The 22,320-nt window shown below is 60.3% G+C and carries 23 protein-coding genes; 10 read left to right on the top strand and 13 right to left on the bottom strand.

The genetic code is table 11. The annotated features are described in order from the left end of the window. The 5 genes from G9Q84_RS27245 to G9Q84_RS27225 all read left to right on the top strand — a co-directional run bounded on the left by G9Q84_RS27245 (position 1) and on the right by G9Q84_RS27225 (position 4,388). The gene (locus G9Q84_RS27245; protein ID WP_003188211.1) at positions 1 to 309 is read left to right on the top strand and encodes a MazG-like family protein; all 309 of its coding nucleotides are present in this window, start codon (positions 1 to 3) and stop codon (positions 307 to 309) included. After that, complete coding sequence (locus G9Q84_RS27240) at positions 302 to 1,051, top strand: methyltransferase domain-containing protein (protein ID WP_181644405.1); 750 nt, start codon at positions 302 to 304, stop codon at positions 1,049 to 1,051. Before G9Q84_RS27245 ends, G9Q84_RS27240 begins: the two co-directional genes overlap by 8 nt. 24 nt (positions 1,052 to 1,075) lie before the next feature. After that, positions 1,076 to 1,678, top strand: coding sequence for a DUF4136 domain-containing protein (locus tag G9Q84_RS27235; RefSeq protein WP_032887142.1), 603 nt, complete (start codon positions 1,076 to 1,078; stop codon positions 1,676 to 1,678). A gap of 44 nt (positions 1,679 to 1,722) precedes the next feature. Continuing rightward, the gene (locus G9Q84_RS27230; protein WP_181644404.1) at positions 1,723 to 2,280 is read left to right on the top strand and encodes a DUF4136 domain-containing protein; all 558 of its coding nucleotides are present in this window, start codon (positions 1,723 to 1,725) and stop codon (positions 2,278 to 2,280) included. Positions 2,281 to 2,378: 98 nt separating this feature from the next. Next, positions 2,379 to 4,388: a pilus assembly protein TadG-related protein gene (locus G9Q84_RS27225; protein WP_181644403.1), complete on the top strand. Its 2,010-nt coding sequence runs from the start codon at positions 2,379 to 2,381 to the stop codon at positions 4,386 to 4,388. Here G9Q84_RS27225 and G9Q84_RS27220 read toward each other — a convergent pair. Next, positions 4,385 to 7,126: a PAS domain-containing sensor histidine kinase gene (locus tag G9Q84_RS27220; RefSeq protein WP_181644402.1), complete on the bottom strand. Its 2,742-nt coding sequence runs from the start codon at positions 7,124 to 7,126 to the stop codon at positions 4,385 to 4,387. The two genes, G9Q84_RS27225 and G9Q84_RS27220, sit on opposite strands and share 4 nt — an antisense overlap. After that, complete coding sequence (locus tag G9Q84_RS27215; protein ID WP_032887137.1) at positions 7,123 to 7,563, bottom strand: TadE/TadG family type IV pilus assembly protein; 441 nt, start codon at positions 7,561 to 7,563, stop codon at positions 7,123 to 7,125. Before G9Q84_RS27215 ends, G9Q84_RS27220 begins: the two co-directional genes overlap by 4 nt. A gap of 72 nt (positions 7,564 to 7,635) precedes the next feature. Here G9Q84_RS27215 and G9Q84_RS27210 point away from each other — a divergent pair, with 72 nt between their 5' ends. Both G9Q84_RS27210 and G9Q84_RS27205 read left to right on the top strand, forming a co-directional pair. After that, entirely contained in the window at positions 7,636 to 8,121 is a 486-nt protein-coding gene (locus G9Q84_RS27210) for a prepilin peptidase (RefSeq protein ID WP_177434329.1), read from the top strand. Positions 8,122 to 8,237: 116 nt separating this feature from the next. Next, positions 8,238 to 9,026: a response regulator transcription factor gene (locus G9Q84_RS27205; RefSeq protein ID WP_032887159.1), complete on the top strand. Its 789-nt coding sequence runs from the start codon at positions 8,238 to 8,240 to the stop codon at positions 9,024 to 9,026. Here G9Q84_RS27205 and G9Q84_RS27200 read toward each other — a convergent pair. Genes G9Q84_RS27200 through cpaB form a run of 8 tightly spaced genes read right to left on the bottom strand, consistent with a single transcriptional unit; the run spans position 9,023 to position 16,462 of the window. Next, positions 9,023 to 9,295, bottom strand: a complete 273-nt coding sequence (locus tag G9Q84_RS27200) for a DUF3613 domain-containing protein (RefSeq protein ID WP_032887136.1) — start codon at positions 9,293 to 9,295, stop codon at positions 9,023 to 9,025. The genes G9Q84_RS27205 and G9Q84_RS27200 overlap by 4 nt on opposite strands. Beyond that, positions 9,292 to 10,032, bottom strand: a complete 741-nt coding sequence (locus tag G9Q84_RS27195; RefSeq protein ID WP_032887135.1) for a tetratricopeptide repeat protein — start codon at positions 10,030 to 10,032, stop codon at positions 9,292 to 9,294. Before G9Q84_RS27195 ends, G9Q84_RS27200 begins: the two co-directional genes overlap by 4 nt. Before the next feature lie 11 nt (positions 10,033 to 10,043). Beyond that, entirely contained in the window at positions 10,044 to 10,928 is an 885-nt protein-coding gene (locus tag G9Q84_RS27190; RefSeq protein ID WP_032887134.1) for a type II secretion system F family protein, read from the bottom strand. Between the two features lies 1 nt (position 10,929). Then, positions 10,930 to 11,814, bottom strand: coding sequence for a type II secretion system F family protein (locus tag G9Q84_RS27185; RefSeq protein ID WP_032887133.1), 885 nt, complete (start codon positions 11,812 to 11,814; stop codon positions 10,930 to 10,932). Positions 11,815 to 11,824: 10 nt separating this feature from the next. Then, entirely contained in the window at positions 11,825 to 13,096 is a 1,272-nt protein-coding gene (locus G9Q84_RS27180) for a TadA family conjugal transfer-associated ATPase (protein ID WP_032887132.1), read from the bottom strand. Beyond that, positions 13,093 to 14,283, bottom strand: a complete 1,191-nt coding sequence (locus tag G9Q84_RS27175) for a CpaE/TadZ family protein (protein ID WP_032887131.1) — start codon at positions 14,281 to 14,283, stop codon at positions 13,093 to 13,095. The genes G9Q84_RS27180 and G9Q84_RS27175 overlap by 4 nt, the downstream gene beginning before the upstream one ends. Next, a complete protein-coding gene (locus tag G9Q84_RS27170) occupies positions 14,280 to 15,497 on the bottom strand; it encodes a type II and III secretion system protein family protein (protein WP_095186493.1) in 1,218 nt (405 codons plus the stop codon). Before G9Q84_RS27170 ends, G9Q84_RS27175 begins: the two co-directional genes overlap by 4 nt. Positions 15,498 to 15,514: 17 nt before the next feature. Then, entirely contained in the window at positions 15,515 to 16,462 is a 948-nt protein-coding gene (cpaB, locus tag G9Q84_RS27165; RefSeq protein WP_122756797.1) for a Flp pilus assembly protein CpaB, read from the bottom strand. 315 nt (positions 16,463 to 16,777) lie between these two features. On the opposite strand from cpaB, the gene G9Q84_RS27160 reads away from it, so the two are divergent. Genes G9Q84_RS27160 through G9Q84_RS27150 form a run of 3 tightly spaced genes read left to right on the top strand, consistent with a single transcriptional unit; the run spans position 16,778 to position 17,636 of the window. Beyond that, positions 16,778 to 16,969, top strand: a complete 192-nt coding sequence (locus G9Q84_RS27160) for a Flp family type IVb pilin (protein ID WP_032887128.1) — start codon at positions 16,778 to 16,780, stop codon at positions 16,967 to 16,969. 26 nt (positions 16,970 to 16,995) lie between these two features. Then, positions 16,996 to 17,184 (top strand): hypothetical protein, encoded by a 189-nt coding sequence (locus G9Q84_RS27155; RefSeq protein WP_032887127.1) that lies wholly within the window; start codon positions 16,996 to 16,998, stop codon positions 17,182 to 17,184. A 53-nt stretch (positions 17,185 to 17,237) separates the two neighbouring features. After that, positions 17,238 to 17,636: a response regulator gene (locus G9Q84_RS27150; RefSeq protein WP_032887125.1), complete on the top strand. Its 399-nt coding sequence runs from the start codon at positions 17,238 to 17,240 to the stop codon at positions 17,634 to 17,636. A 125-nt stretch (positions 17,637 to 17,761) separates the two neighbouring features. On the opposite strand, the gene G9Q84_RS27145 is transcribed toward G9Q84_RS27150, so the two are convergent. The 3 genes from G9Q84_RS27145 to G9Q84_RS27135 form a co-directional block, all read right to left on the bottom strand. Beyond that, positions 17,762 to 19,444, bottom strand: coding sequence for a ShlB/FhaC/HecB family hemolysin secretion/activation protein (locus tag G9Q84_RS27145; protein ID WP_181644401.1), 1,683 nt, complete (start codon positions 19,442 to 19,444; stop codon positions 17,762 to 17,764). Positions 19,445 to 19,627: 183 nt separating this feature from the next. Then, the gene (locus G9Q84_RS27140; RefSeq protein ID WP_181644400.1) at positions 19,628 to 21,166 is read right to left on the bottom strand and encodes a collagen-like triple helix repeat-containing protein; all 1,539 of its coding nucleotides are present in this window, start codon (positions 21,164 to 21,166) and stop codon (positions 19,628 to 19,630) included. Positions 21,167 to 21,471: 305 nt separating this feature from the next. Further along, the gene (locus G9Q84_RS27135) at positions 21,472 to 22,320 is read right to left on the bottom strand and encodes a MaoC family dehydratase (RefSeq protein WP_181644399.1); all 849 of its coding nucleotides are present in this window, start codon (positions 22,318 to 22,320) and stop codon (positions 21,472 to 21,474) included.

Raw genomic sequence — 22,320 nt, 5'->3', positions numbered from 1 at the left:
ATGAACCTCGAACACCTCACCGAACGTCTGCACCGCATCCGCGATACCAACGACTGGAAGCAGTTCCACAGCCCCAAAAACCTGGCCATGGCTGCCAGCGTGGAAATGGCCGAGCTGGTGGAAATCTTCCAATGGCTGACCGAAGACCAATCTCGCCAGTTACCCGCTGACAAACTCGCCCACGCCGGCCAGGAAGTCGGCGATATCGTGCTGTACCTGCTGCTGTTGTGCAGTGAGCTGGGCCTGGACATGAATGAGGTGGTGCGCGCCAAACTGGCTGACAGCGAACGGCGGTTTGCCCATGAGTGATCGTCATTTCGACCAGTTGGCTACACGCTTTGCAGAGAAAATCTACGGCGGTGCCAAAGGCGCAATCCGCCTGGCGGTGCTTCAGGCCGACATGGCCGAAGCCCTGCCGGAACGCCCGTTGCGCGTGCTGGATATCGGCGCAGGCCTGGGGCATATGTCGCTGTGGTTGGCCGAGCGCGGCCACCTGGTGACCCTGGCCGAACCCGCCGAGCCGATGCTTGAGGGTGCGCGCCAACGCTTCGCCGAGGCCGGGCAAACGGCGACCTTTATCCAGGCGCCCTGGCAAGACCTGCTTGGCCAGCTCACCGAACCTTACGATCTGGTGCTGTGTCACGCGGTGCTGGAATGGCTGGCCGAACCCCATGCGATCCTGCCGGTGCTGCACCAGCTGACCGTGCCCGGTGGCTGGCTGTCCCTGGCGTTTTACAACCGTGATGCGCTGATTTATCGCAACCTGCTCAAAGGCCACTTCCGCAAAATGCGCAAGAACGACATGGCCGGCGAAAAGCAGAGCCTGACCCCGCAACAGCCCCTCGACCCCCGCGAATTAGCGGCGCAACTCGACGGGCTTTGGCAGGTCGAAAGCCAAAGTGGTGTGCGGGTTTTTCACGACTATATGCCGGTGGAATTCCAGGCCCGCGCGGATTTACAGGACCTTGTAGAGATGGAACTCGCTCACCGTCGTCACCCAAGCTTTGCCGGACTTGGGCGTTATTTGCACTGGATCTGCCGTCCGGTTTAAGCGGCCCAGCCTGCGGAGGTCGAAATGCGTCGTCTCTGTTTGATTTTGTTATCCCTTGGGCTGGGCGCGTGCTCCAGCCCTAACCCTTATGTGGCGGCTTCTGCGCCCATGCCACCGGCGCCGGCCCAGGCAGCCACTACGTTCGATGCCAGTGCGTACCCTGCGCCGGTACGCGACTACGGGGCCTACCGTAATTGGGCCTGGCGCAACGGCCAACTGCCGGCGGGCTCGGCATGGGCTGATTCGGCGCAGATTGCCGAAGCCGTCAGCGGCGCCCTCGACCAGCGTGGCCTGCGCCCTTTGCACGACAACCGGGCGCCCGACCTGCTGGTCAGCGCGGATGTGCGCCTTGAGAAGCGTCTCAAGCAAGTCCAGGACGATTATGGCTACGGTTACGGCGGCTATAACCGCTACGGCAATGGCTATGGCATGTACAACTCGGCGCCGATCGTGCGCACCTACGAGGTGACGGTTGCGGTGGTGCGGGTCAACCTGTTTGATGCCCGCAGCGGTCAGCCCGTGTGGAGCACCAGTGCCGAAACTGCCAGCCAGGGCAGCCTGAGCGAACGTGCTGACGCTTTGCGCCAGGCCGTGCAAAAGGCCATGACCGCTTACCCGCCCAGTTAACCGCTATTCTCATTTCAAGCGCAGTTCGCTCTTTGGAGAAAACCATGTTTCGTCGCATCGCTATGCTCGCTTTTGTCGTGCTGCTGGGCGGTTGCCAGACCAACCAGGTCAACCACGATTTTGACGCCAGCCGAGACTTCGGCGCCTACCGCAACTGGGCCTGGAAAGATCCGGCCCTGCAATACCGCCCAGATGATCCACGGATCAAGAGTGACCTCACCGAACAACGCATCCGCCAGGCGGTAGGCGAGCAACTCGACCAACGGGGCCTGCGCCCAGCCGCAGCGGGCACCAAGGCTGACCTGATCGTTCAGGCCTACCTGATCGTCGAAGACCGCCAGCAACAAGTCACCACCAATTACGGCGGCGGCTGGGGTGGCCCGTGGAACGGCTACTGGGGTGGGCCGATGTACAACGAAACGCGCAACATCACCTACAAAGTGGCGACCATCCAGATCGACCTGCTCGATGGCAAGGACGGCAAACTGGTATGGCGCGGCAGTGATGAACATATGATGGGCAGCACGCCCAACCCACAGGACCGCAACAACGCGATCCGCACGACGGTGACGCACATCCTCTCCAGCTATCCGCCGCACTGACTTCAGCCGCCGCGATTTGTGGCGCTTGGCCAGCGCACATTCCAAGCCTTGTCTACACTCCACAGCACCTACGGAGAGTAAGCGCTAAGGAGTGCTCGATGTCTCCCGGACTTCGTTGCAGGCAGCGTGGTGCGATCGGCTTGATGGCGGCCTTGACGCTCGGTTTGGCGTTGGTCTTCTTACTGCTGGTGGTCGACAGCGGGCGGCTCTATCTCGAAAAGCGCAAGTTGCAAGGCATTGCCGACATGGCCGCGCTGGAAGCTGTCCAGCGCAATGGCGATTGCCTGGCCGCGAACAACAACACCGCCACCACCTACGCCGGCGCCAGTGCGGTGCGCAACGGCTACATCATTCCCCCCGCCAATGCACTGGACGTGCGCTGTGGTTCGTTGACCACGGCGGCTTCGAATCTAAGGGTGTTTTCCGCAGATGCCACCAAGCGCGATGCGATTCAAGTGATCGCATCGCGCCCGGTGTTGACCAGTGTCGCCGGTGGTATCTGGTCGATGTTCAATGGCGGCGCCTACAGCCTGACCACCCTGTTGACGGCCAAGGCCGTGGCCGCGCCGAAGATTTTGCCGCCCCAGGCACAATTGACGATCAAGTCCACGTTGGTGACGGTCAACTCTACCGATTCCGCCGCGCTGAACCTGCTGTTCGGCAAGTTGTTGGGCGGTAACCTGTCGCTCGATGTGGCGGGTTGGCAGGGGTTGGTGGACACCGATCTCAACCTGTTGAGTTACCTGAACCAGTTGGCACTGAACGTGGGCGTCCAGGCGGGCAATTACGACGAGTTGCTGGCCAAGAACCTCAAGCTCGGTCAACTGATCGATGCGGCGGTAACCGTGCTTCAAGCCGGGTCGGGTACCGCGACGGTGGCCGCCTCAGGGCTTACGAAGATCAATGCATTGGTGGGCAATCTCGACGTGACGCTGGGCAGCCTGTTGCAATTGCAGACAGGGGCTGTGTCCGCCGGGCTTAACACCACGTTGAACGCGTTCCAGCTGGCTGAGGCTTTTGTGCAATTGGCCAACAAAAAGAACGGGGTGGTGGCTGCGGTGCCTGTGACCATTCCCGGTGTGACGGCAAATCTCAAGCTCAAGGTCATTGAGCCGCCCATACTGTCCGCGATCGGTGACCCCACCTATGCCAAGAATAAAACCGATGCGAGTACGCGGATTTATGTGCGCACGGCGCAGGTAAGCCTGGGGCTGACAGTGACGCTGCCGGTACTCAACATCCCTGCGGTGAATCTGGTTGTGAACGGCTTGGTCGCTCCGCTTACGGACGTGCTGAACAATTTGCTCAGCCTGAACCTGGCCGGGACTGTCAGTTCGCTGCTGTGTGCCGTGGGAGGCGTTCCTTGTCAGACCACAGACTTGAGGCTGCTGTCTTCCGCCACTAACCCGCCGGTTCCCAGTGTGGATGTGATTCTTGAGCTGGGCATTGCTGAAAGCTATGTCACAGGGTTTACCTGCGCGAGTGACGCGACCAAAACGCTGACCACCCAAACCAATGCGTCGGTGGTGAGCATCAAAATCGGCCAGAGCCCTACCCTGATCGATTCACTGGGAGCCAGCCCGCCGCTGGCGGCCGTGCCACCGCTGCCGGTGATCGATATCGGCGCGGTGACGTGCCTCAAGCCGCTGCTCGGGCTCGGCCCCACCGTCTGCGATTACCCTAATCGCAAAGCGTTTTATGGCGGGGGGATTGGGATGCTTATCGACCCCAGCGTGGGCTCAGTGACTTCGGCGGGTGGCGCTTACACCTACAACCAGCCACCAGAGATTAAGCAGCCACCGCTCTATCATTCGCTATCGACGGCTAGCCTGGTGACGTCCCTCGGACAGGCTTTGCAAACAGGGCTGAAATTCCAGGTTTACAAGCCCACGGGGTTCAATCTGCTGGGCGGGTTATTGGCAACCAGTGCGACGCTGCTTAACGATTTGAATAGCACACTGGGCAACGTCATCGGCACTGTCCTTAGCCCAATTGTCGACCCGCTGGTAAACGGCTTGCTGTCCACCTTGGGCATCAACCTCAACAAAGTTGAAGTCGGCGCCAACCTCAGTTGCAGACCCCACGGGCAAGCGGCATTGGTGCTTTAAGCCTCCACGATCGGTAACTCCACACAAAACCTGGCGCCTTCTGCGCCGTTGACGACGCTCAGCCGGCCGCCCATGTTTTCCACAATTCCGTAGCTCACCGACAACCCCAGCCCCGTGCCCACGCCAATCGGCTTGGTGGTGAAGAACGGTTCGAAAATCCGTTCCAGCAGGCGAGGGTCAATACCGCCGCCGTTGTCCTCGACCCAGATCCGCACGTGGCGGCTGTCGTGCTCGCAATGCAGTGCGATCCAAGGGCGCAGTGCCGGGTTATGTTCGCGATTGCTCAGCAGTGCATCACGGGCGTTGACCATCAGGTTGATCAGTACTTGTTCCAACTGGTCGACGTAGCCTTTGACCTGCACGGTGAAGTCCACCGGGGTGACGCGCAGGTCCATGCCTTTGCCCTTCAAGCCTTCGCTGAGCATCGACAGCGTGCCCTCCACCGCCTGTGCCGGGTCGAAGGGCTGCTGCTCGATTTCCGAGCGGCGCCCAAACACCCGCATATGGTCCACCACCCGCGCCGCGCGCAGCACTTGGGCGTCGATGCGCTGAAGTTTTTCGGTGAGGTAATCGACGTCTGCGTTGCCGCTACTCAGGCGCTTGAGCACGTTGACGATGGCCATGCGCATCACGTTCAGCGGTTGGTTGATTTCATGCGCCAGGCCCGTAGCCATTTCGCCGAGGGTGGCCATCTTGGCGCTTTGGGTCAGCTGTTGCTGGGAGCGGCGCACTTCCGTGTTATCCCGGCCTACGGCTTGCACTTCCACCAGCGCGCCGCGCTCATCAAACACCCCGCGGTCCGACCAGACCCACCAGGCATGCTCGCGGCCAGGCAGTTCCAGGCTGATTTCGGCGGTGCTGACCGGGAACTCCGGAGTCAGTTGGTTGATGCGCTGCTCAAAGGCTTGGCGCTGCTCTACCGACAACCAATGCCCCAGGTTCATCCCCGGCAGCTGCGTGGGCAAACATTCCAGATAGTTGGCCAGCGGTGTGTTGCCGAAGGTCAGGGTCAGGTCTGGTCGGTAGCGGCAGATCATGGCCGGGGAGTCTTCCACCAGGATGCGATAGCGCTCTTCGCTCTTTTTGATCTGTTCGGCGGCCAGGGTCGCTTCGGTGACGTCCAGCCATAGCCCGACGGCCTCTACCGGTAGACCCAGTTCATCGCGCAGCAGCTTGGCTTCGTCGAGCAACCAATGGTCTACGCCGTGTTTATCGCGAACGCGGTAGCGGCTGCGCACGTTGCCTTCGCGAAGCAGTTGGCGAGTGCGCTCGAAGTAGAGGTCACGGTCATCGGGATGAATCCATTCGATAAGACTGGCCGGCGTGCATTCTTCGAGGGTGCGGCCAAGTAGAGGCAGCAGGCTGTCGCTGAAAAACAGCGGCTGCAGGGTGCCTTCGACATACCGTTGTACGTAGATGATTGCAGGTGAGCTGGCGATCAGGTTGTCCAGCCTTGCGTGAGCGGCGGCGGCTTGATGCTGCTGGTTTTTTATATCGCTGATATCCAGCATGAAGCCGATCAGCCGCCGTGTGCTTCCCACCCCTAACGCTTGGCCTTGAACGCGGTACCAAAGGGGGTTTTGTGCGGCGTCCATACGATGCAGACGTACGCTGGTGGACACCGGTTTGCTCGCTGTCTGCAAGTCTTGCAGGCGACTGGCGAGCTCCTGGCGGTCAGCGGGGTGGATCAGCATCAGCCAGTCTGTCAGGGCCATGCGCGGGGTGCTGTGGTTGGGGCTCAGGTGCTGTAACAACTGCGGTGCCAGCTGGATCTCTTCAGTGTCTGGTTGGAGTTCCCACCAACCGGTGCCCAGTAACCCCTGCAACGCTTCCAGCCGGTCAAGTTGCTGCTGATGACGCTGCTCGCGAAGGCGGCTGAGTAATGGGGCGGCGATGGCGGCGGTCAGTTGTAGCCAGTCACGGTCACTGGCCTTTTCTTCGCCGCGATAAAACCCGCAAAGCAGCCAGGCGGCAACGCCATGGTCGTCACGGTAGGGCACCAGGAAGCCTGCGGCATTGTTGAAAATGCCCTGCAAACGCGGGTGCTCGCTGTGGCCATGGTTCAGGGTCAGGTTCAAGGGGGTCTTGCCGTCGAGGCTGTCCAGCGCGGTTCCCAGGGGCTGTCCGTCGTGCCACAGGGCCGGTGCATCGTGTGCGCGATAGTGGCTGTGGATCAACCAACCCTGCTCCTGGCTATCGAGCAGGGCAATGGCGACACAGGGAATCTGCAAGCATTGCGCAATGCTTTGCAGGTTGTCTTGGAGCTCCTCGGGCAGGCGCGCCAGGCTGCAAACCCACAGTCGCTCACTGATCTGGGCACTCAGGTACTGATTCTGTTCGCGGGTTTCAGCTTGATTGCGGTGGGCAATCAAGTCGCCGATGTCGAGCAGTTGTAATACCCAGCCATCACCTTGAGGTTGAATCCAGCCTCGGGTTTGCAGGACGCGCCCCGCATGCGCCTTGAAATCCAGGTCCAGGGTTTGTCCTTGCCAGTCGCCGGGGCAGCCCTCGATCACCACGGCGCTGTGGGCATCTACATAGTCCAGCAGTGGCATCGGTTGTTGCGGGTCGGTTGTTTTCGCCAAGCGATGGCGCAGCGCGCCGTCGGTTTGCAGCACGCGACCCTGATTATCCAGATAAATGTGCAGGCCGGCGTTCGCGGGGGCGTGTGCTGGCGAAGCAGAGATACCCGGAGGACGGCCTAGGAGTCGATCGAAAAACCTTTCCCCCGAGTTCAAAACTGCAGGCTCGCTTGGGCCGAGAGTGTCGTAGGCAAGTTGGGCACAGTGCCGAAGCCCGGCAGGACCAGGAAGGGCAGAACGCTCTTGAGGTTGTCGGAGGGGTAATTGATTCGTACGGTCAGCATCCCGGTGCCCGAATAGTCTGCTGTGACATAGGCCGGTACGAATTTGAAGGCCGGCGGCAGCCACTGCAATTGCGCCTGGGCGGCACTGATCGCGCGGGTTTTCAGCGCATCGGTGTAGCCAGGCGTCGTAGGGTCAAGCGCCACGCCGCGTCTTACACCTTCTGCCGTTGCCTGGTTGAACGATTGCAGCAGCAGTAACGGCAGGCTGTAACTGACCAAACCATAAAACACGGCAAAAAAAATCATGAATACCATCGCGAACTCAAGCGCGGCGGCACCTTTCTGTTTTCTAGGGAGGCCCTTTTTCATGACTGCGTCTACCCTGACAACCACTACCTGATATCAGCATAGAATCATTCAGCGAAAAGGGATTTTTTTTACGTGATTCATAGCCTGTTGCTGTTTGTTTGGCTGGCGTTATGCGCCGTGCAAGATATCCGTCAACGCCAGATCGCCAACCGCCTGACGTGGGGTGGGCTGCTGCTGGCGTTGGTTTATTTGCTCTGGAGCGGGTCCACCTGGCTAGGGGCATCCGCTGCCGAGGGCGGATGGGCGTTTACCCTGGCGCTGCTGTTTACCTTGCCCGGTTATGCCTTAGGTCGGCTGGGCGCGGCGGATGTGAAGTTATTGGCGGCGTTGGCGTTGGCAACCAACAGCCAGTACTTGCTCGGCACGTTTGTCGGCGCAGGGCTGGCGAGCGTTGCGTGGTTGTTGGTGGCGCCCAGGATGTGGCCGCTGATGAATCAAGGAGTTAGAAGCGCTCTTTGTCACCTTGAGCCGCAGGCGTCAAACAAACAGCCATTTGCGCCCTTTTTATTCGTCGGATTTGTACTCGCTTGGGCTTGGATCCCATTAGTCGTGACGTAGCCTAGTGCTATGTACATAGTAAGAAAGTACGTCTACGTTTAAGGGTGAGTTGTACGGAAAATAAGCGGTTGGAATGGAACGGTTGGTCTTTGGCTTGCCCAGGCATGGAGTCGCGCGTGAACAAGCTTACCTCTCTAGTGAAAGTGCTCGTTGTCGATGATCAACCTTTGATCGTGGAAGAGCTGTGCGAATACCTCGAAAGCAGCGGCTATCGCTGCATCCCATGCCATTCCAGCCTCCAGGCTGTAAAACGTTTCAGCGAAGACGCTGACATCGGCCTGGTGCTGTGCGACCTGCATATGCCGGAAATGGACGGTATCGAGTTGGTGCAGGCGTTGCAGCGTTTGGCCGGTAAACAGCGTGCCTTTGAATCCATCATGCTGACGGGGCGCGCCGACAAACAAGATGTCATCAAGGCCCTGCGCGCAGGAATCGCGGACTATTATCAAAAACCGATCAATCTCCCCGAGTTGCTCGAAGGGTTGCAACGTCAGGAGGCGGTGCTGCAGGAACGGCATAAAAGCCTTGAGCTGGGGCACCTGAACCAGAAGCTGCAATACCTGTCGGCGTCCATCGATGACCTTTATCACGATCTCGACAAGGTGCGTAGCAACCCTCAATCCTCCATCAGCGCCACCGAGGCGCAGGGGGAGGGTGAAGCACTTGATGTGGAGATGCCGGTTATTTTCAAACAGCTGTCACCGCGTCAATTGGACGTTGCACGGCTGGTGGGCAAGGGGCAGACCAACTACCAGATTGCCTGTGAGCTGGGCATCACTGAAAACACGGTGAAGCTCTACGTTTCCCAGGTGTTGCGCCTCACCCATATGCATAACCGCACGCAGTTGGCGCTGGCGCTGTCACCGAGCAATTCGGCGATACGCCAGCGGGTGACCGCCCACTAGTTGCTACCGCTCGGCGAGGTACCGCCTTGTTTCTGATCGTAGTACTCAGGAATAGGGTGCTTGTAGCTCTCTATCAGGCGCAGCATGGCGCCCTCGCGTTCAGCGGGGGTCGCCTTCTGCGGCTTGGACGACGCCAGTTGGCCGCTGACCTGCAGCTGTAGCCAGCCTTCGGTCTGTTTCTGTTGAGGCGAAGACGGGCCGGGCTCAATGGCCATGGCGGTCAGTGGCAGCGTTGCCAGCAGCAGGTTGGCGAGCAATGCGAGTTTCATCTGGATTCTCCCTGATTGACTGACTTGATAGGCGCCTGCAAGGCATCTCTGACCGCCGCTATTTGATCCTTGGCGGGCGACGCAGGCGAACGCTTGAGTTGCTGCGCCCGGGCCTGGGCCTGGCTGACTTGAACGGGGCTCAACCCCATGCGACTGACCACTTGCGCGGCCTGCCCCCAGTTGTCCTGGTAGATCAGCAGGGTGACCAGGTTAATGGCGGCCAACTGATTGCTCTGGTTGAGCTCCATGGCGGTGAGGAACTCGAAACGTGCATCGTCCATACGCAGTTGGTTGAGGTAGACCACTCCTAAGTCATTGCGGATTTTTTCATCGGTAGGCGAGAGCTGGGCGGCCCGTTGCAAATGGGCCAGGGCTTTACCGTTGTCGCCCTTGGCGACGGCGAGTTGCCCGAGTCCATGTTCGCCTTCAGCCGACAAGCATGTACCCAGCAGAGTTTTGTACAACGGCTCTGCGTCGTTGCGCCCTAACAGCCGGTAGACCTTTGCTTTGCGCAAGCGTACTTGAGGCAAGGAGTCCGGCAGATTTTGCAGATTGGCCAGGCTGGCGTGCAGCTTGCCGTCGTTGGCCATGTCGTCGGCGAGGTTCAGCGAAAGCTCCTGGTCGGCGCTGGGCTTGGAGCAACTGCCGTTAGCGGCGAACCCGGACCAAGGCGTCTGGCCCAGGTTCGCGCAGCCGCTCATGAGCAACAAACTGCACGCGGCAATCAGTGTTTTCATCGGTTGTCCTTTCAAGGCCCCATGGCCTTCGAGATGGCGATAAAGCCGGGACCGGCCAGTACGATCAGTAACGCCGGAAACAGAAAGACCATCATGACCACGGACATCTTGGCCGACATCTTGGAAATGTATTCCTGCATGCGCGTCAGGCGCCGGTCGTCCAGCAGTTGCTTGAGTGCCTGCAGCGACTTCATGGCGCCGCCGCCCTGATGCAGCAGCTGTTGCAGAATCGTGCAGGTGTCGCTGAACTCATCGACGCTCAGCATCAGGCTGGTTTTGTTCAACTCTTCGCCAAGCTCCAGGCCCGAGTCCACCCTGGCCAGCACAATGCGCAATTCCGAAGTGAGTACCGGCAGCAGCTTTTGCGCTTCTTGGGACATCACGCGCAAGGTTTGCTCAACGGCCATGCCGGATTCAAACAGGATGCGCAGCAGCGGAATGAAGGTCGAGATTTCCTGGGTGATCTGCTCCTGGCGCCGTTTGGCCAGCGACGCGAGCACGCGCTTGGGCAGCAGGTAACCGGTGGCCAGCCCGAGGAAGGGCGCTAGCCAAACGGGGTCCGCATCAGGGAAAAACACGCTTTGTATCAGCAGCGTCAGGCCCAGCAGTACCAGTGGCGCGCCCACTTGGCAGGCGGCGAACATCGAGCGCTGCCCGGCCTTGCGCCAGCCAATACGGTTGAGCAGGGTTTGGGTTTCGTTGTCGAGGCTGATGGTGCGTTGGCCAATCCGGGTGTTGCCCAGCGTGCGCAACCATCGGCCTATCTTGTCTTCACGCTCGGTCTCGCCCTGCAGCCGCGAGGTGACCACGCGCTGTTGACGACGGTGAGCGAGGACGTTACCGACCAGCAGTAACGTCGCCGCGAAAAACAATACTGCGCTGATCAACATGGCCATGTCAGACGCTCCTCAGCATGCGCCACAGGGCGATGCAACCGAAGACCTGCATGGCGAAGGCACCAATCAACATCCACCTGCCGCTGTCATCGGCCCACATACCCACCAGATACGTTGGGTTGGTCACCAGGAAGTAACCGGCCACGCTGATCGGCAGCAACGCCAGCACCACGGCGGTCACGCGAGTCTCCCCCGTCATCGCCCTGAGTTGGCGAGCGCCCTGGTCCCGTTCGCGGATCATTTTGATCAGGTTTTCCAGCAACTCGCTGGCGTTGCCGCCATAGCGATGATTGACCTTCAACCCCAGGGCAAAGAGGCGCAGCTCATCCTGTTCGTAAAACTCGGCAAAGTCGTGCACCGCATCCGGCAGGCTGACCCCGAGGATGACATTGCGCTTGATGCGTCCCATGGACTTCTTCAGCGGGTCATCACTGGCTTCAATGCCACCCAGCACGGCGTCCGCCAGCGTGCGGCCGGATTTGAGGCTGCGTACGGCGTGATCCAGCAACTGAGGCAACTGCTCAATCATCCGACGCAAACGGCGTTGATAGCGCAGGGCCAGGTAGAACCGCAGGATCAGTGGCGGCAGTACGACCATCGTCAGCAAGCCCAGCCATTCGGCAGCCAGGAAACCGAGCGCCACGCCAAAGCCCCAAAGCATGAGCCATAGCCCCAGGCGTTCGGTGGGCTTGCCCAGACCGGCACGAATGAACATACGTTCAAGGCTGGTCACGACGGCCTTGTCATTCACTGCCTTAGGTTGGCCCTGGCCCAGTCGCTCCATCACACGCTCGGCCTGTGCCTGGCGCAAGCCACTGCGCATCATGTGCGTCGCCAGCAACAGCATGCCCAGAGAGATCAATGCGAGCAGGATCGGACCGATCATCAGGCGGCTCCTACAACGGCAGCGGGATTTCGCGGCGCAGTTTGTCGCCGGCGGGGTTGATGGCTTCGCGCAGGAAACCGAAGCCGGTGCGCTTGTCATGCCGGAACAGCGTGTTGGTGACGTACACGTCATCACGCACGCCCACGACTTCCACCACTTCACTGACGCAACGGCGACCGTCGGGCAAACGCGTCAGTTGGATCACCACATCCAGTGCCGCGCAGATCATCTGGCGCAGGGTTTTCTCCGCGACCACGCGGCCGGTGAGTCCAACCAGCGTCTCCAGGCGCAGCAGCGCATCCTGTGCGTTGTTGGCGTGCACGGTGCTCATCGACCCGTCGTGGCCGGTGTTCATCGCCGTGAGTACATCGAGCACTTCCACGCCACGAATCTCCCCCAGAATGATGCGGTCCGGGCGCATCCGCAGGGCGTTGCGAATCAGGTCGCTGGCCTTCACTTCGCCGTGCCCTTCGGCATTCGGCGGGCGGGTTTCCAGGCGTACTACGTGGGGGTGGCCCAGTTGCAGTTCGGCCACATCTTCGATGGTGACGAGCCGCTCATGGGGGTTGATCAGTTGGCTCAGAATGTTCAGCAGCGTGGTTTTACCGGTGCCGGTACCGCCGCTGATCAAGATGTTGCAGCGCTTGCCCACGGCCTCTTGGAAGAACTCGAAAATCAGTTGATCGATGGTCTGCATGGCCATCAGGTCGCTGCTTTTGAGCATGTCCTTGCGAAACTTTCGGATCGACAGGCAGGGGCCGTCCAGGGCAATCGGAGGAATGATCGCATTGACCCGACTCCCGTCCGGCAACCGCGCATCGACCATGGGTGACGACTCATCCAGTCGTCGCCCCAAGGGTGCGAGGATGCGTTGCATGACCCGCTCCACATGGTGGTCGTCGATGAAACGCAGGTCGCTTTGGTGCAGCAGGCCGTCGCGTTCGACGAACACTCGGTGCGGGCCGTTGACCAGGATTTCAGTGACGGATGTATCGCGCAGCAGCACCTCAAGCGGCCCGAAACCGGTGAGTTCGTCGACGATTTCTTCTGCCAGGCGCTCCATTTCATAGCGGGAGATCGCCAGGTGCATGCGGGTGATGTACTCGGCGACTTTATCCATCACAAATTGCGCCAAAGATTGGCGCGTGCCTTCCAACAGGTTTTTCCCCGACTCCTCTATGGCATCGATGATGTAGCGGTGCAGGACCAGTTTGAGGCCGTCGTGATCGGTGTTGTCGACGGTGCCGCGTAAGGGCGAACCGAACAGTTTATCGCTGCTCATTTCGTACTCCAGAGACGGGTAAGCCAGTTGGCCGGTGGTTTCTCAAGGCCTTCGGAGCGTTTGGCCAGGCGCTCGCCAAGGGTGCGCAGGCCTTGGGTGAGCGGCTCGCGGGGCGATAAGGCGAATAAGGTCTGGCCCTGATTTTTGGCATTCAGGCGGATTTCCGCGCTCAGGGGCAGCACGGCAATCACTTCCAGGCCGAAGGTCTTGCCCAGCGCTTCGGCCTCCGGTGCGGCGCCTTTGATGTAGCGGTCGACCAGCAGACGGCCGTGCTCCAGTTTCATGCCTTTTTCACGCCATCGATTGAGCACCGCCAGGTTGCGTCGGCAGTCGAGCACGCTTTGATCGGTGCACCACAGCAACTTGTCGCAATGGCTGACGAAGGTGCGCAGCGCTTCGCTGTCCGGCTGGCCGGTTAGGTTGACGACAATGTGCTGGAAGTGTTGGCGCAGGGCGCTGAGCAGCATGTACAGCTCGGCAGCGCTGGTTTGCTCCAGCGATTCGTCGCCGTCGGTGTAGGCCAGAATGCGCAGACCAGCCTCGGCCGAGGTAAAGGCGCTGTTGATCAAGGTGGCATCCAGGCGTCGTAAGTGGCGCAGGGCATCACCGAAGTGAAACGAGCTTTCCAGGCCCAACAGCGCCAGGCTGTCGCCCCGAGGCAGTCCCAAATCCAGTACCAGGGTTTGCTGCCCGCTTTTTTGCACCACTTGCGCCAGGTGGGTGGCCAGTAACGCGCCGTCGGTACCGCACTGGGTGCCATAGAGCACCGTCAGGCCACCCAGGTGAGTGGTGTGGCTGACCGTCGGCAGGCGCTTGCTCAGGCGTCGAACCAGGCCGGCCACTTCACTGGAACGCGAGCCATAGGCGACAAAGTCGCGGGCGCCGGCCCGCATGGCATTGAGTACGAGTTGATTGTCCATGCCGTCGCCCAGCGCGACGATGGCCAACATGGGTTTGGCCTCCAGTGCCCCTTCAATCAGGGCACATTGCGTGGTGACGTTTTCACGGTCCAGGCCGATGAAGACCAGGTTGGCGAAGGTCACGTCGACCAGTGCCAGCAGTTCGTCCAGACTGCCGCCGCCGGCACTGACCACTTGGCCCAACGGTGCAAGCGCGCCCTGAAGCCACTCCAGATCGGTGCTGTTACGCGTTATTGCCAGAAACGTTTGGCTCAGGCTTTCGCTCATTGGGACAGCCCCGTGCGACGGTCGAAGTTGCCATTTTCAAGGAAAAACAGGCGGTACCAATTTGGGTCGTAGCTGCGCAGCTTTTCGCCGGGCAGGGACGGCAACTGCGCATCGGCCGCCAGGGGTTGTACGAGGTGGGGGGTGACGATCATCAGCAACTCTTTTTCCTCGCGGCTGATGTTGGAATCGCGGAAGAACGCACCCAGGATCGGGATGTCGCCCAGGCCGGGAAATTTGTTGATGGTGGAACGGTTGTTGGTACTGATCAGGCCACTGATGACGAAGCTTTCGCCATCGGCCAGGGACACGCTGGTGTCGGTGCGACGCACAGTGAGTGCGGGTACCTGAATGCCCTGGATCTGCACGGCGTTGCTGTAGTCCAGTTCGCTGACCTCCGGTGCGACCTTGAGGGTGATGCGGTTTCGATCGACCACGGTGGGGGTCAGGGTCAACCGAATACCAAACTCCTTGTACTCGATGGAGATGGTGTCGCTGCCGGCGCTGGGCACCGGAACAGGCACTTCGCCCCCGGCCAGGAACGTTGCGCTTTGCCCGCTCAGGGCGACCAGGCTGGGTCGCGCCAAGGTGTAGGCAAAACCGCTGCTTTCCAAGGCATTGATCATCGCCGACACGCGCCCGCCGCCGAAGCCGATATTGAAGTTGGAGGCGCTCACCGGCAGAGCCAAGGTGTTAGCGCTGGGCACCGCGAGGTTGGGGCTGCCGATCAGGAAGTTTTTGCCAATCCCCAGGATCGAGGTGCTTGCCTCCTTGAGCTTGGTGCGACTGACTTCGACGAAGCGGATATCGGTCTGTACCTGGCTCGGCAGCAAGGGGTCGTCCGAGGGGGACAGCGACAAGCTGGTTAACGCTGAAGTGGCTTTGCCTTTGACGAACACCATGCTCTGGCGTGGGGTGTTAGAGCACGCGGTCCAGATCATAAGGCTGGTGGCGCCTTGGGAGATGCCAGTCAGCAGGAACGCCTGGTTGCCGTTGACTTGAACGTCGGCGATTTTGGGGTCGCCGACCGCCAGGCGGGTAATGGCAACCGGGGATTGCATGGCTTGTTGCATGCCTTCACCGACTTCGAGCGTCGCAGGAAGCTTGCCCAGGCTGGCGCAGTTGCCCGGTGCTGCCTGTGCGAGCGCGATGGGCAGCGTCAGGGTGACGAGGGCCCAGAACGCTCGTGAAAAAAACCTCAGGGAACGACTGCTCATTCAAGGCATCCTTAGCGCTATCTGGGCGTTTGTTGAGTAACCTGGTTGCCGCGTATCACCTCGACACCCGAGCGACGTGGAGCGCTGGTGGTGGCCGATGGGCTGAAGTTGCTGGTGGGTGGTGCAGTAAAGGCCAACTGATTGAACTGGTAGAGGTCGCGCTTGGCGTTGTCGAGGTTTGCCGCTGATTCATTGGTGCCCGACCAGTATTGGCTCAAGCGTTGTTCGTCAGCGCTGCGCAGGGCCAGGCGCATTGCACCGGCTTGCGTGGCAAGCACCAACCGACTCATCAGTTGTTCTGGAACGGCCAGCAACACGGTGCGCGCACTGGCACGGCTCTGTTGTTGCTTGGCTTTGTCTTCGGCCGTTGTTGCTACAGGGGAGCCGGGTTTACCGTCATTGGTCAGCCCGAGTTGGTCACCCACTCCAAGCAGGCGAAGTGCGGGGACTACGGTTTGCGCCGAGGGTTGCGGGTTACCGTTTTCCTGGCGCAGGTACAGCATCACGTCAACATAATCACCCGGGTTCAATTGCCCAGCGGCGCCGGTTACTTCATCCACGGCAACGGCCAGCGCGCGTTCGTCAGAGCGGATCATCCGGGCGAGGCTTCCGCCAGCCTCGAAGCTTTGTTCGGTCAGCCAGGTTCCGGCTTCCAGGCTGCGCCAAGGCGTGCGTCCGATGGCTTGCTCCAGCGTGGTGAGGCTGCCAGCCGGTGCAGTGCGCAGTTTTTCCAGGGTCAGGTCGGCGGCGGTGAGGGCGACGAAGGGCGGCACGTCGTGGGCCAGTACCACCACGGGTTGACGTGTCGGGTCTTCGACGGGGGCCACTGAAGAGGGGTTGGCAACGGGCTGAGCAACCACGGCGGCCGCCGGTTCCGGACGGCTCAACACGAGGCCCCAATAACCGGCAATCAGCGCTCCCAACAAGAGCAACCCGGCCAGAATCATACTGATGCGACTGCTCATAAAGGCTCTCCCTTTCCCACTGCAGAACCTGCTGTCTGGTCCATCCAGCACTGCGCAATCAGTTCACTATCAAGGTCTAACTATTTCGCTATTTGAAGGTAGTTCAGCTAGGACGAAATGCCATTACTCCTTGGAAAATTTCTCTTCATTAGTGGGAAATAAGGTTCTTCAGGCGTCATCGATTTGGCTACTACTTTGTGATTAGTCGCTTATTACAGTTGTTGGGAGTGGATTTGCCGACAATGCTCTAATGGCACAGCGAGATCATGCTGTAGCCCAGCTACATCAGCGCCCGGAGCGCAAAGGAGAAGTCAAATGTTCCTTGACGTCATTCGCAAGGTGTTTATCAAAATCCAGATTTTGTCTTACGGAAGAGAGGGGGCCTCCGGTATCGAATATGCAATTGTCGCGGCGATGTGTGCAGCGGTGATCGGGCTGTTCATGACGCCCATCAGCACTAAAGTGAAAGCCATTTTTACATCGATTCAGACCGGTATCGGCACTTGAGCTTTTAACCCTTGTTGGAGAGTCGCATGTCAGCAATTGGCAAGGTGTTCTTAAAGCTTCAACTGATGGTCTGCGCCAGGGATGGTGCTTCCGGTATTGAGTACGCCATTGTGGCTGCCATGTGTGCAGCTGTGATCGGTATCTTCATGACGCCCATCAGCGACAGAGTCACTGCGCTGTTCAAGTTGGTCGAAGCCAGTATCTTGTCCACTTGATCAATGGCGCGATACGACTACCCTGAGTGCACGTTTAGTATCAGGATCCTTACATGAGCCCCATGTCGTCCCCCCGGCAACAAATCCTGTTAGTGGACGACGAAGAGGACGCGCTGATCGAGCTCGCCGAATCCCTCGGAAACGAGGGGTTCGTGTGCTTCACGGCAACATCCGTCACCTTCGCCCTGCAAGAGTTGACACTTCACCCCGATATCGCCTTGGTCATCACCGACCTGCGCATGCCCGAGGAAAGCGGTATCTCCTTGATCAAGCGCCTGCGCGAACACACCTCACGCTCGCACCTGCCGGTGATTGTGATGTCCGGTCATGCCGAAATGGATGACGTCAGCGACATGCTGCGCCTGCAGGTCCTGGATCTGTTTCGCAAGCCGATTTACCTGGTGCGGTTGATTGATACGTTGGACAGCTTGTTTCCTCTCAGCAAACGGTAGGGCTTTTGGGGACTGCTGCGCAGTCGAACACGAGCAAGCCCGCTCGCCACAACAAGCCCTCTTACCACAGCAAACTCGTCTGCCGCAGAACCCCGCTCAGCCTAAACTGAGCGCTGTAGGCCGTGTCAGAGTTGATAGCTGAAACTCAAGGTATACCGCGGCTGGCGGTTGAGGCTGTCGAGGGCCTCGTCCGACATCGGCTTGGCCGCTTCGAGCGCGATGTTGTAATACTTCGCGTCGCCAAAGCGCAGGCCCACGGCGGCTGAAGACAGGTTGTTGCCTTTGATGGGCTGGTCGTTGAACCAGGTCTTGGCACGGTCGAACACGATGTAGGGTTGCAGGATTCTCACCCACTCGCCGGCACGGTTGTAGCTGTAGTTGACCTCATAGGCCATGCCCCAGCCCTTGTCGCCCGAGCCTTGATCATCGGGGTAGCCACGACCGAAGTTCTGCCCGCCGAAGGTGGCGCGCTCGCTGTCGGGCAAGGTGTCGTCACTCCAATAGAGCGCTCCTGACAGCACGCCCTGAACGTTGCCGAACAGCTTGTTGCTTTGCACGCCCGACAGGCGCAGGCGGAAGAAGTCCAAGTCAGGTTTGAGGCCTTCGAGGTCGCTGCGTGTCTTGGCGCCCATGCCGTCGATGCCTTGGTACAGCCCCGCGCTGAGGATGCGCAGTTGGTCGGCGTCGGCCTTGCGCCAGTCGCCTTCGAACGCCACGGCGCGCAGGTTGGTTTCGATGTCAAAGCGCTGGGGGAATCCCACCAGTTGATAGCGGGTTTTCTGGTCGACCCCATAGAACCGCGTGCCCAGGGTCAACGACTCGGTGGGCGAGGCGATCATCGGGTGACTCAGGCCAATGGAGAATCGGTCGATTGCCTGATGGGGCTTGAGTTCGAAGCCGCCGCCCAGTTGCAGGTTGGTGCCGGGGTCGGCGCGATAGCGTTCACCGGATAGCACCAGTTGGGTGCCCTCGGCATTGACGAATTGGCTGTAGGCGGCGCGGTAGTAGTGTTCTTTGTCGTCGCCCGGTGGGAACAGGCCGCTCACGCTCAGTTGTTCACCCATGGCGGTCTGGGAATTGCTGGTGGCGGTTAACAAGGCTTGCGTGCCGCCACGACTGGCCTGGTTGAGGCTCATGCTGGTGGTGAAAGGCTTGCGGCTGGCAGTGATCTGCATGTGGGTGCCGCCGTCGGTGGTGCCAGGTGGCGGCACTTGCGCTTGCAAGGTGACGCCGGGGATCGCGCCCATGAGTGTGGTGTAGCGCTCGAAGGTTTTACGGGTCAGTGGGCGCTCGGCCTTGAGTTTGTCGGCGAGCTTTTCGACGTAGGACGACACTGAGCCAATATCGCCTTGTACTTGGTAATCGCGGATATAACCCTCCACCAGAATGACGTGCACCAGGCCGTCATCGAAGCGTTGCTCCGGCAGGAACGCATAGGACAGTAGGTAGCCGTCTGCCTGGTAGCGCCGGGTGATGCTGCGTGTCGCCTCGATCAATTGGGCCAGGTTGGTTTCGTGGCCGATCAAGGGCTCGAACGCCAGGGCAACGTCGTTCAGCGGGTAGACCGTGCCGCCGTCGATCTGCAGTTTGCGAATGGTCACCTTGGTGTCCATCAGTAACGGTTGCGCCTCACTCGCCGCAGGGGTGGGCAGCTGCGTTTGCGGGGTGTTCGGGCGGTAGGCATCGGCGGGCAGATTGGGCACCGGCAGGTTGCGGATGGTGTCGTTGCTATTGAGGAAGCTGGGCAGGGTATCGGCGTGGGCGTAAGCACTGAGGGTGAGCAATAACAACGGTGTCAAAGCGCGCATAGGACACTCCATGGTCAAAGCAGCAGCGTTTTGCAGGTGCCCGCCGGGCTCTGGAGGCGCGGTTCGGGTGTTTTTCAGGGGCCGTTCAGTGGCCCTAAAAAAAGACGAGAGATTTATTAGATCTCTCGTCTCAACCAAGCGTAGGCGCTGTAGGTGAGGCCGTCTAATCGGCCAGGTGCAATTCTATTTTTTGCCGGTGAGCCCACCGAGCAACCCCCCCAGGCCACCGCTGGTGCTGGCCCCGGCACTGGCACTGGCGCCGGCAGATGCGCTGCCGCCCAGGTTCAAGCCGCCGCCGAGCAACCCGCCGCCGCTGGTACCGCCGGTGACCAGGCCACCCACCGACGCCACGGTGCCGCCGACAGCGCTCACGGTGCCGCCCAGGGCGTTGGTGACCGGGTTGGCATTGGCGCCGCTGATTTTGCCGCCCAGGCTGTTGACGGCGCCGCCGACGTTAGTCACCAGGCCATTGACTGGCGCGCCCAGGCCGGTGGCGTTGCCGACGTTTTGGGTCAGGCTGGCGATGCCACTGGTGGCAGGGTTAAGTGCGCTGCCGAGGTTGGTGGTCACCGCCATGATCGGAGCGCCCGCGGCGGTGTTTGGAGTGCCGCTGCCGCCCAGCAAGGTGCCCAGAGATGCTACCGTGCCGCCGGCGCTGGCGCCGGTGACGCCAGCAGCGCTCACCACGCCATTGGTATTGCCGGCGTTGAGGCCGTTGCCGGCGCCGGCGATGACACCACCGATCAGTTCCGGCAGACCGAGTTTGACGCCACTGCCGCTACCGCCGCCGTTGCCGGTGGCTGGGTCGACATAGCCGCTTGCGGTGCCGACCACGGTGCCGACGCCATTGAGCAGGTTACCCACGGCGCCGGTCACAGGGTTACCGGTGCCGCCAGCGCCGGCGACTTTATCGCCGAGGCCATCGACGGTGCTGCCGACTTTATCCAGCAGGCCGCCGACCGGGCTGTCCAGGCCCGTTGCGTTGCCAACTTTGCCGGTGGTTTTTTCCACCAGCGAGACGACCGGCACCAGCACTCGGGCGCCCACGGCATTTGTCACATTGCCCAGCGGGCCGGTGGTGCTGGCGGTGCTCAGGGTATCGCCGAGCATGGTCACCACGTTGCCGACTTTGTCGACCGCGCCGCCCACCACTGGCGCAGTTGCGCTGACCACGGGTACTTTACCCAGCAGCGTGCGCACGTTAGCGCCGGTGGTGCTGACGCCATCGCCCAGATCGGAAACACCTTGGCCTACGCCGTCGAGAGTGTTGCCCAGTGCATTGCTGTCAGTGCCCAACGAGCCGAGCCCATCCGACAGGCCGTTGCCGATGCTGCCGACCGCAGTGCCGGTGGCCACCACCAGACCTTGGGTGGTCGCGCCAACAATCGGCAAGCTGCCGAGGGTGGTGCCGAGACTGCTGACGGTGCCGCCCACGCCGGTCACGGTGTTGCCCAGCGTGTCGACGACGGTCGCGGTGACCAGTGGCGTGGTGGTGCCTCCACCGGTGCCTCCACCAGTGCCTCCACCGGTACCTCCACCAGTGCCGCCACCAGTGCCGCCACCAGTACCGCCACCGGTACCTCCACCGGTTCCGGCAGTATCCGAAGAGGAGGAGCCGCTACTGTGATGCCCGCCACCACCGCTGCTGCAGCCACCGAGTGTCATTGCTATTGCCAGGGCCAACGCGGTACTTGCTTTCCAAAACACTACTTGAGTTTTCATGATTGAATTCCTTGCACCCGTACAACCTTAGTTGTCTTCAAACGCTCGTTATTTCTTGGGATAGCGATGCGTTTGTCCGTAGGTCTATAACAGACCCGGGTGCGTGTTCGCTCAAGGTTCAACTTGGTATTAACGATTTATATAGAGGGGGTTAAGTGTGTGCTTAATGACTAGTCGTAAGGGTATAAGGGGAGGGCGTATCAAGATGTATATATCTATTGAATCAGTCGCTTAGATAAACAAATAGCGGACTTTTTCAAGTCCGCTATTACTTATGGCGTATATATACAATTAAGCAGGTTTTGTTATGCGATTGGCCGCCATTTCCCCACCATATGTTCAATATCCCCCGCGCCTTTCAACAGTAATTCGCCACTGGAACCGGCGGTGCTGCTGTGCAACGTCACTTCGCTGGGCAGGCGCACCGGTTTTTTGAATACCACTTCGATTTCTACATTGGCAGCGGGCAGGTGCTCACCGAGTGCGGCCAGTGTGCGGGCCTTGTTCCACAGTCCATGGGCGATGGCCTGGGGGAAGCCAAACAACTTGGCGGTCGGGGCACTCAGGTGAATCGGGTTGTAGTCGCCGGAGACCCTCGCATAGCGACGGCCGATATCCGAAGGGGCCTTCCAGCGGGTCAGTTCGCTGATGTGTGCAGGTGTGGGCTGGGTGTCATCGGCAGCTTCGCCTTCGAGTTTTACGCCTCGGCAGAGCATTCGGCTCTCGGCTTCCCACAGCACTCCGAGAGAATCTTCGACGGTGGTTACCACCTCAAAGGTTGCGCCCTTGGCGTGAGGTTGGAGGTTTTGCGCGTGCACGCTTATGAAGAGTTCGTTTACCCCGCCCAATGGGCGATGGATTCGAATGCAATTGCTCAGGTGGATCAACCCCAGCAACGGGAAGGAAAATGCCTTGGCCGTGAGCAACTGCATTTGCAATCCAAACGCCAGGATGTGTGGGTAGGTCGCCGGTAGGATCGGGCTGTCGGCAAAACCGCATACCTTGCGATACGCCGCGACGTCCTTGGGGTTGACGCTGACCCGGCAGCGCAGCCCCTGTTCAGGCAGTGTGCTGCCGGTAATCTTGCGCTTGAGCGCCGCTCGCCAATACAACGGCGGCAGAAACGGGGTATTGCCTAAGGTCTGCCATTCCAT

This window comes from Pseudomonas sivasensis (assembly GCF_013778505.1).
In the GTDB taxonomy this organism is placed as follows: domain Bacteria; phylum Pseudomonadota; class Gammaproteobacteria; order Pseudomonadales; family Pseudomonadaceae; genus Aquipseudomonas; species Aquipseudomonas sivasensis.
This window is presented reverse-complemented; position numbering and strand designations above follow the sequence as displayed.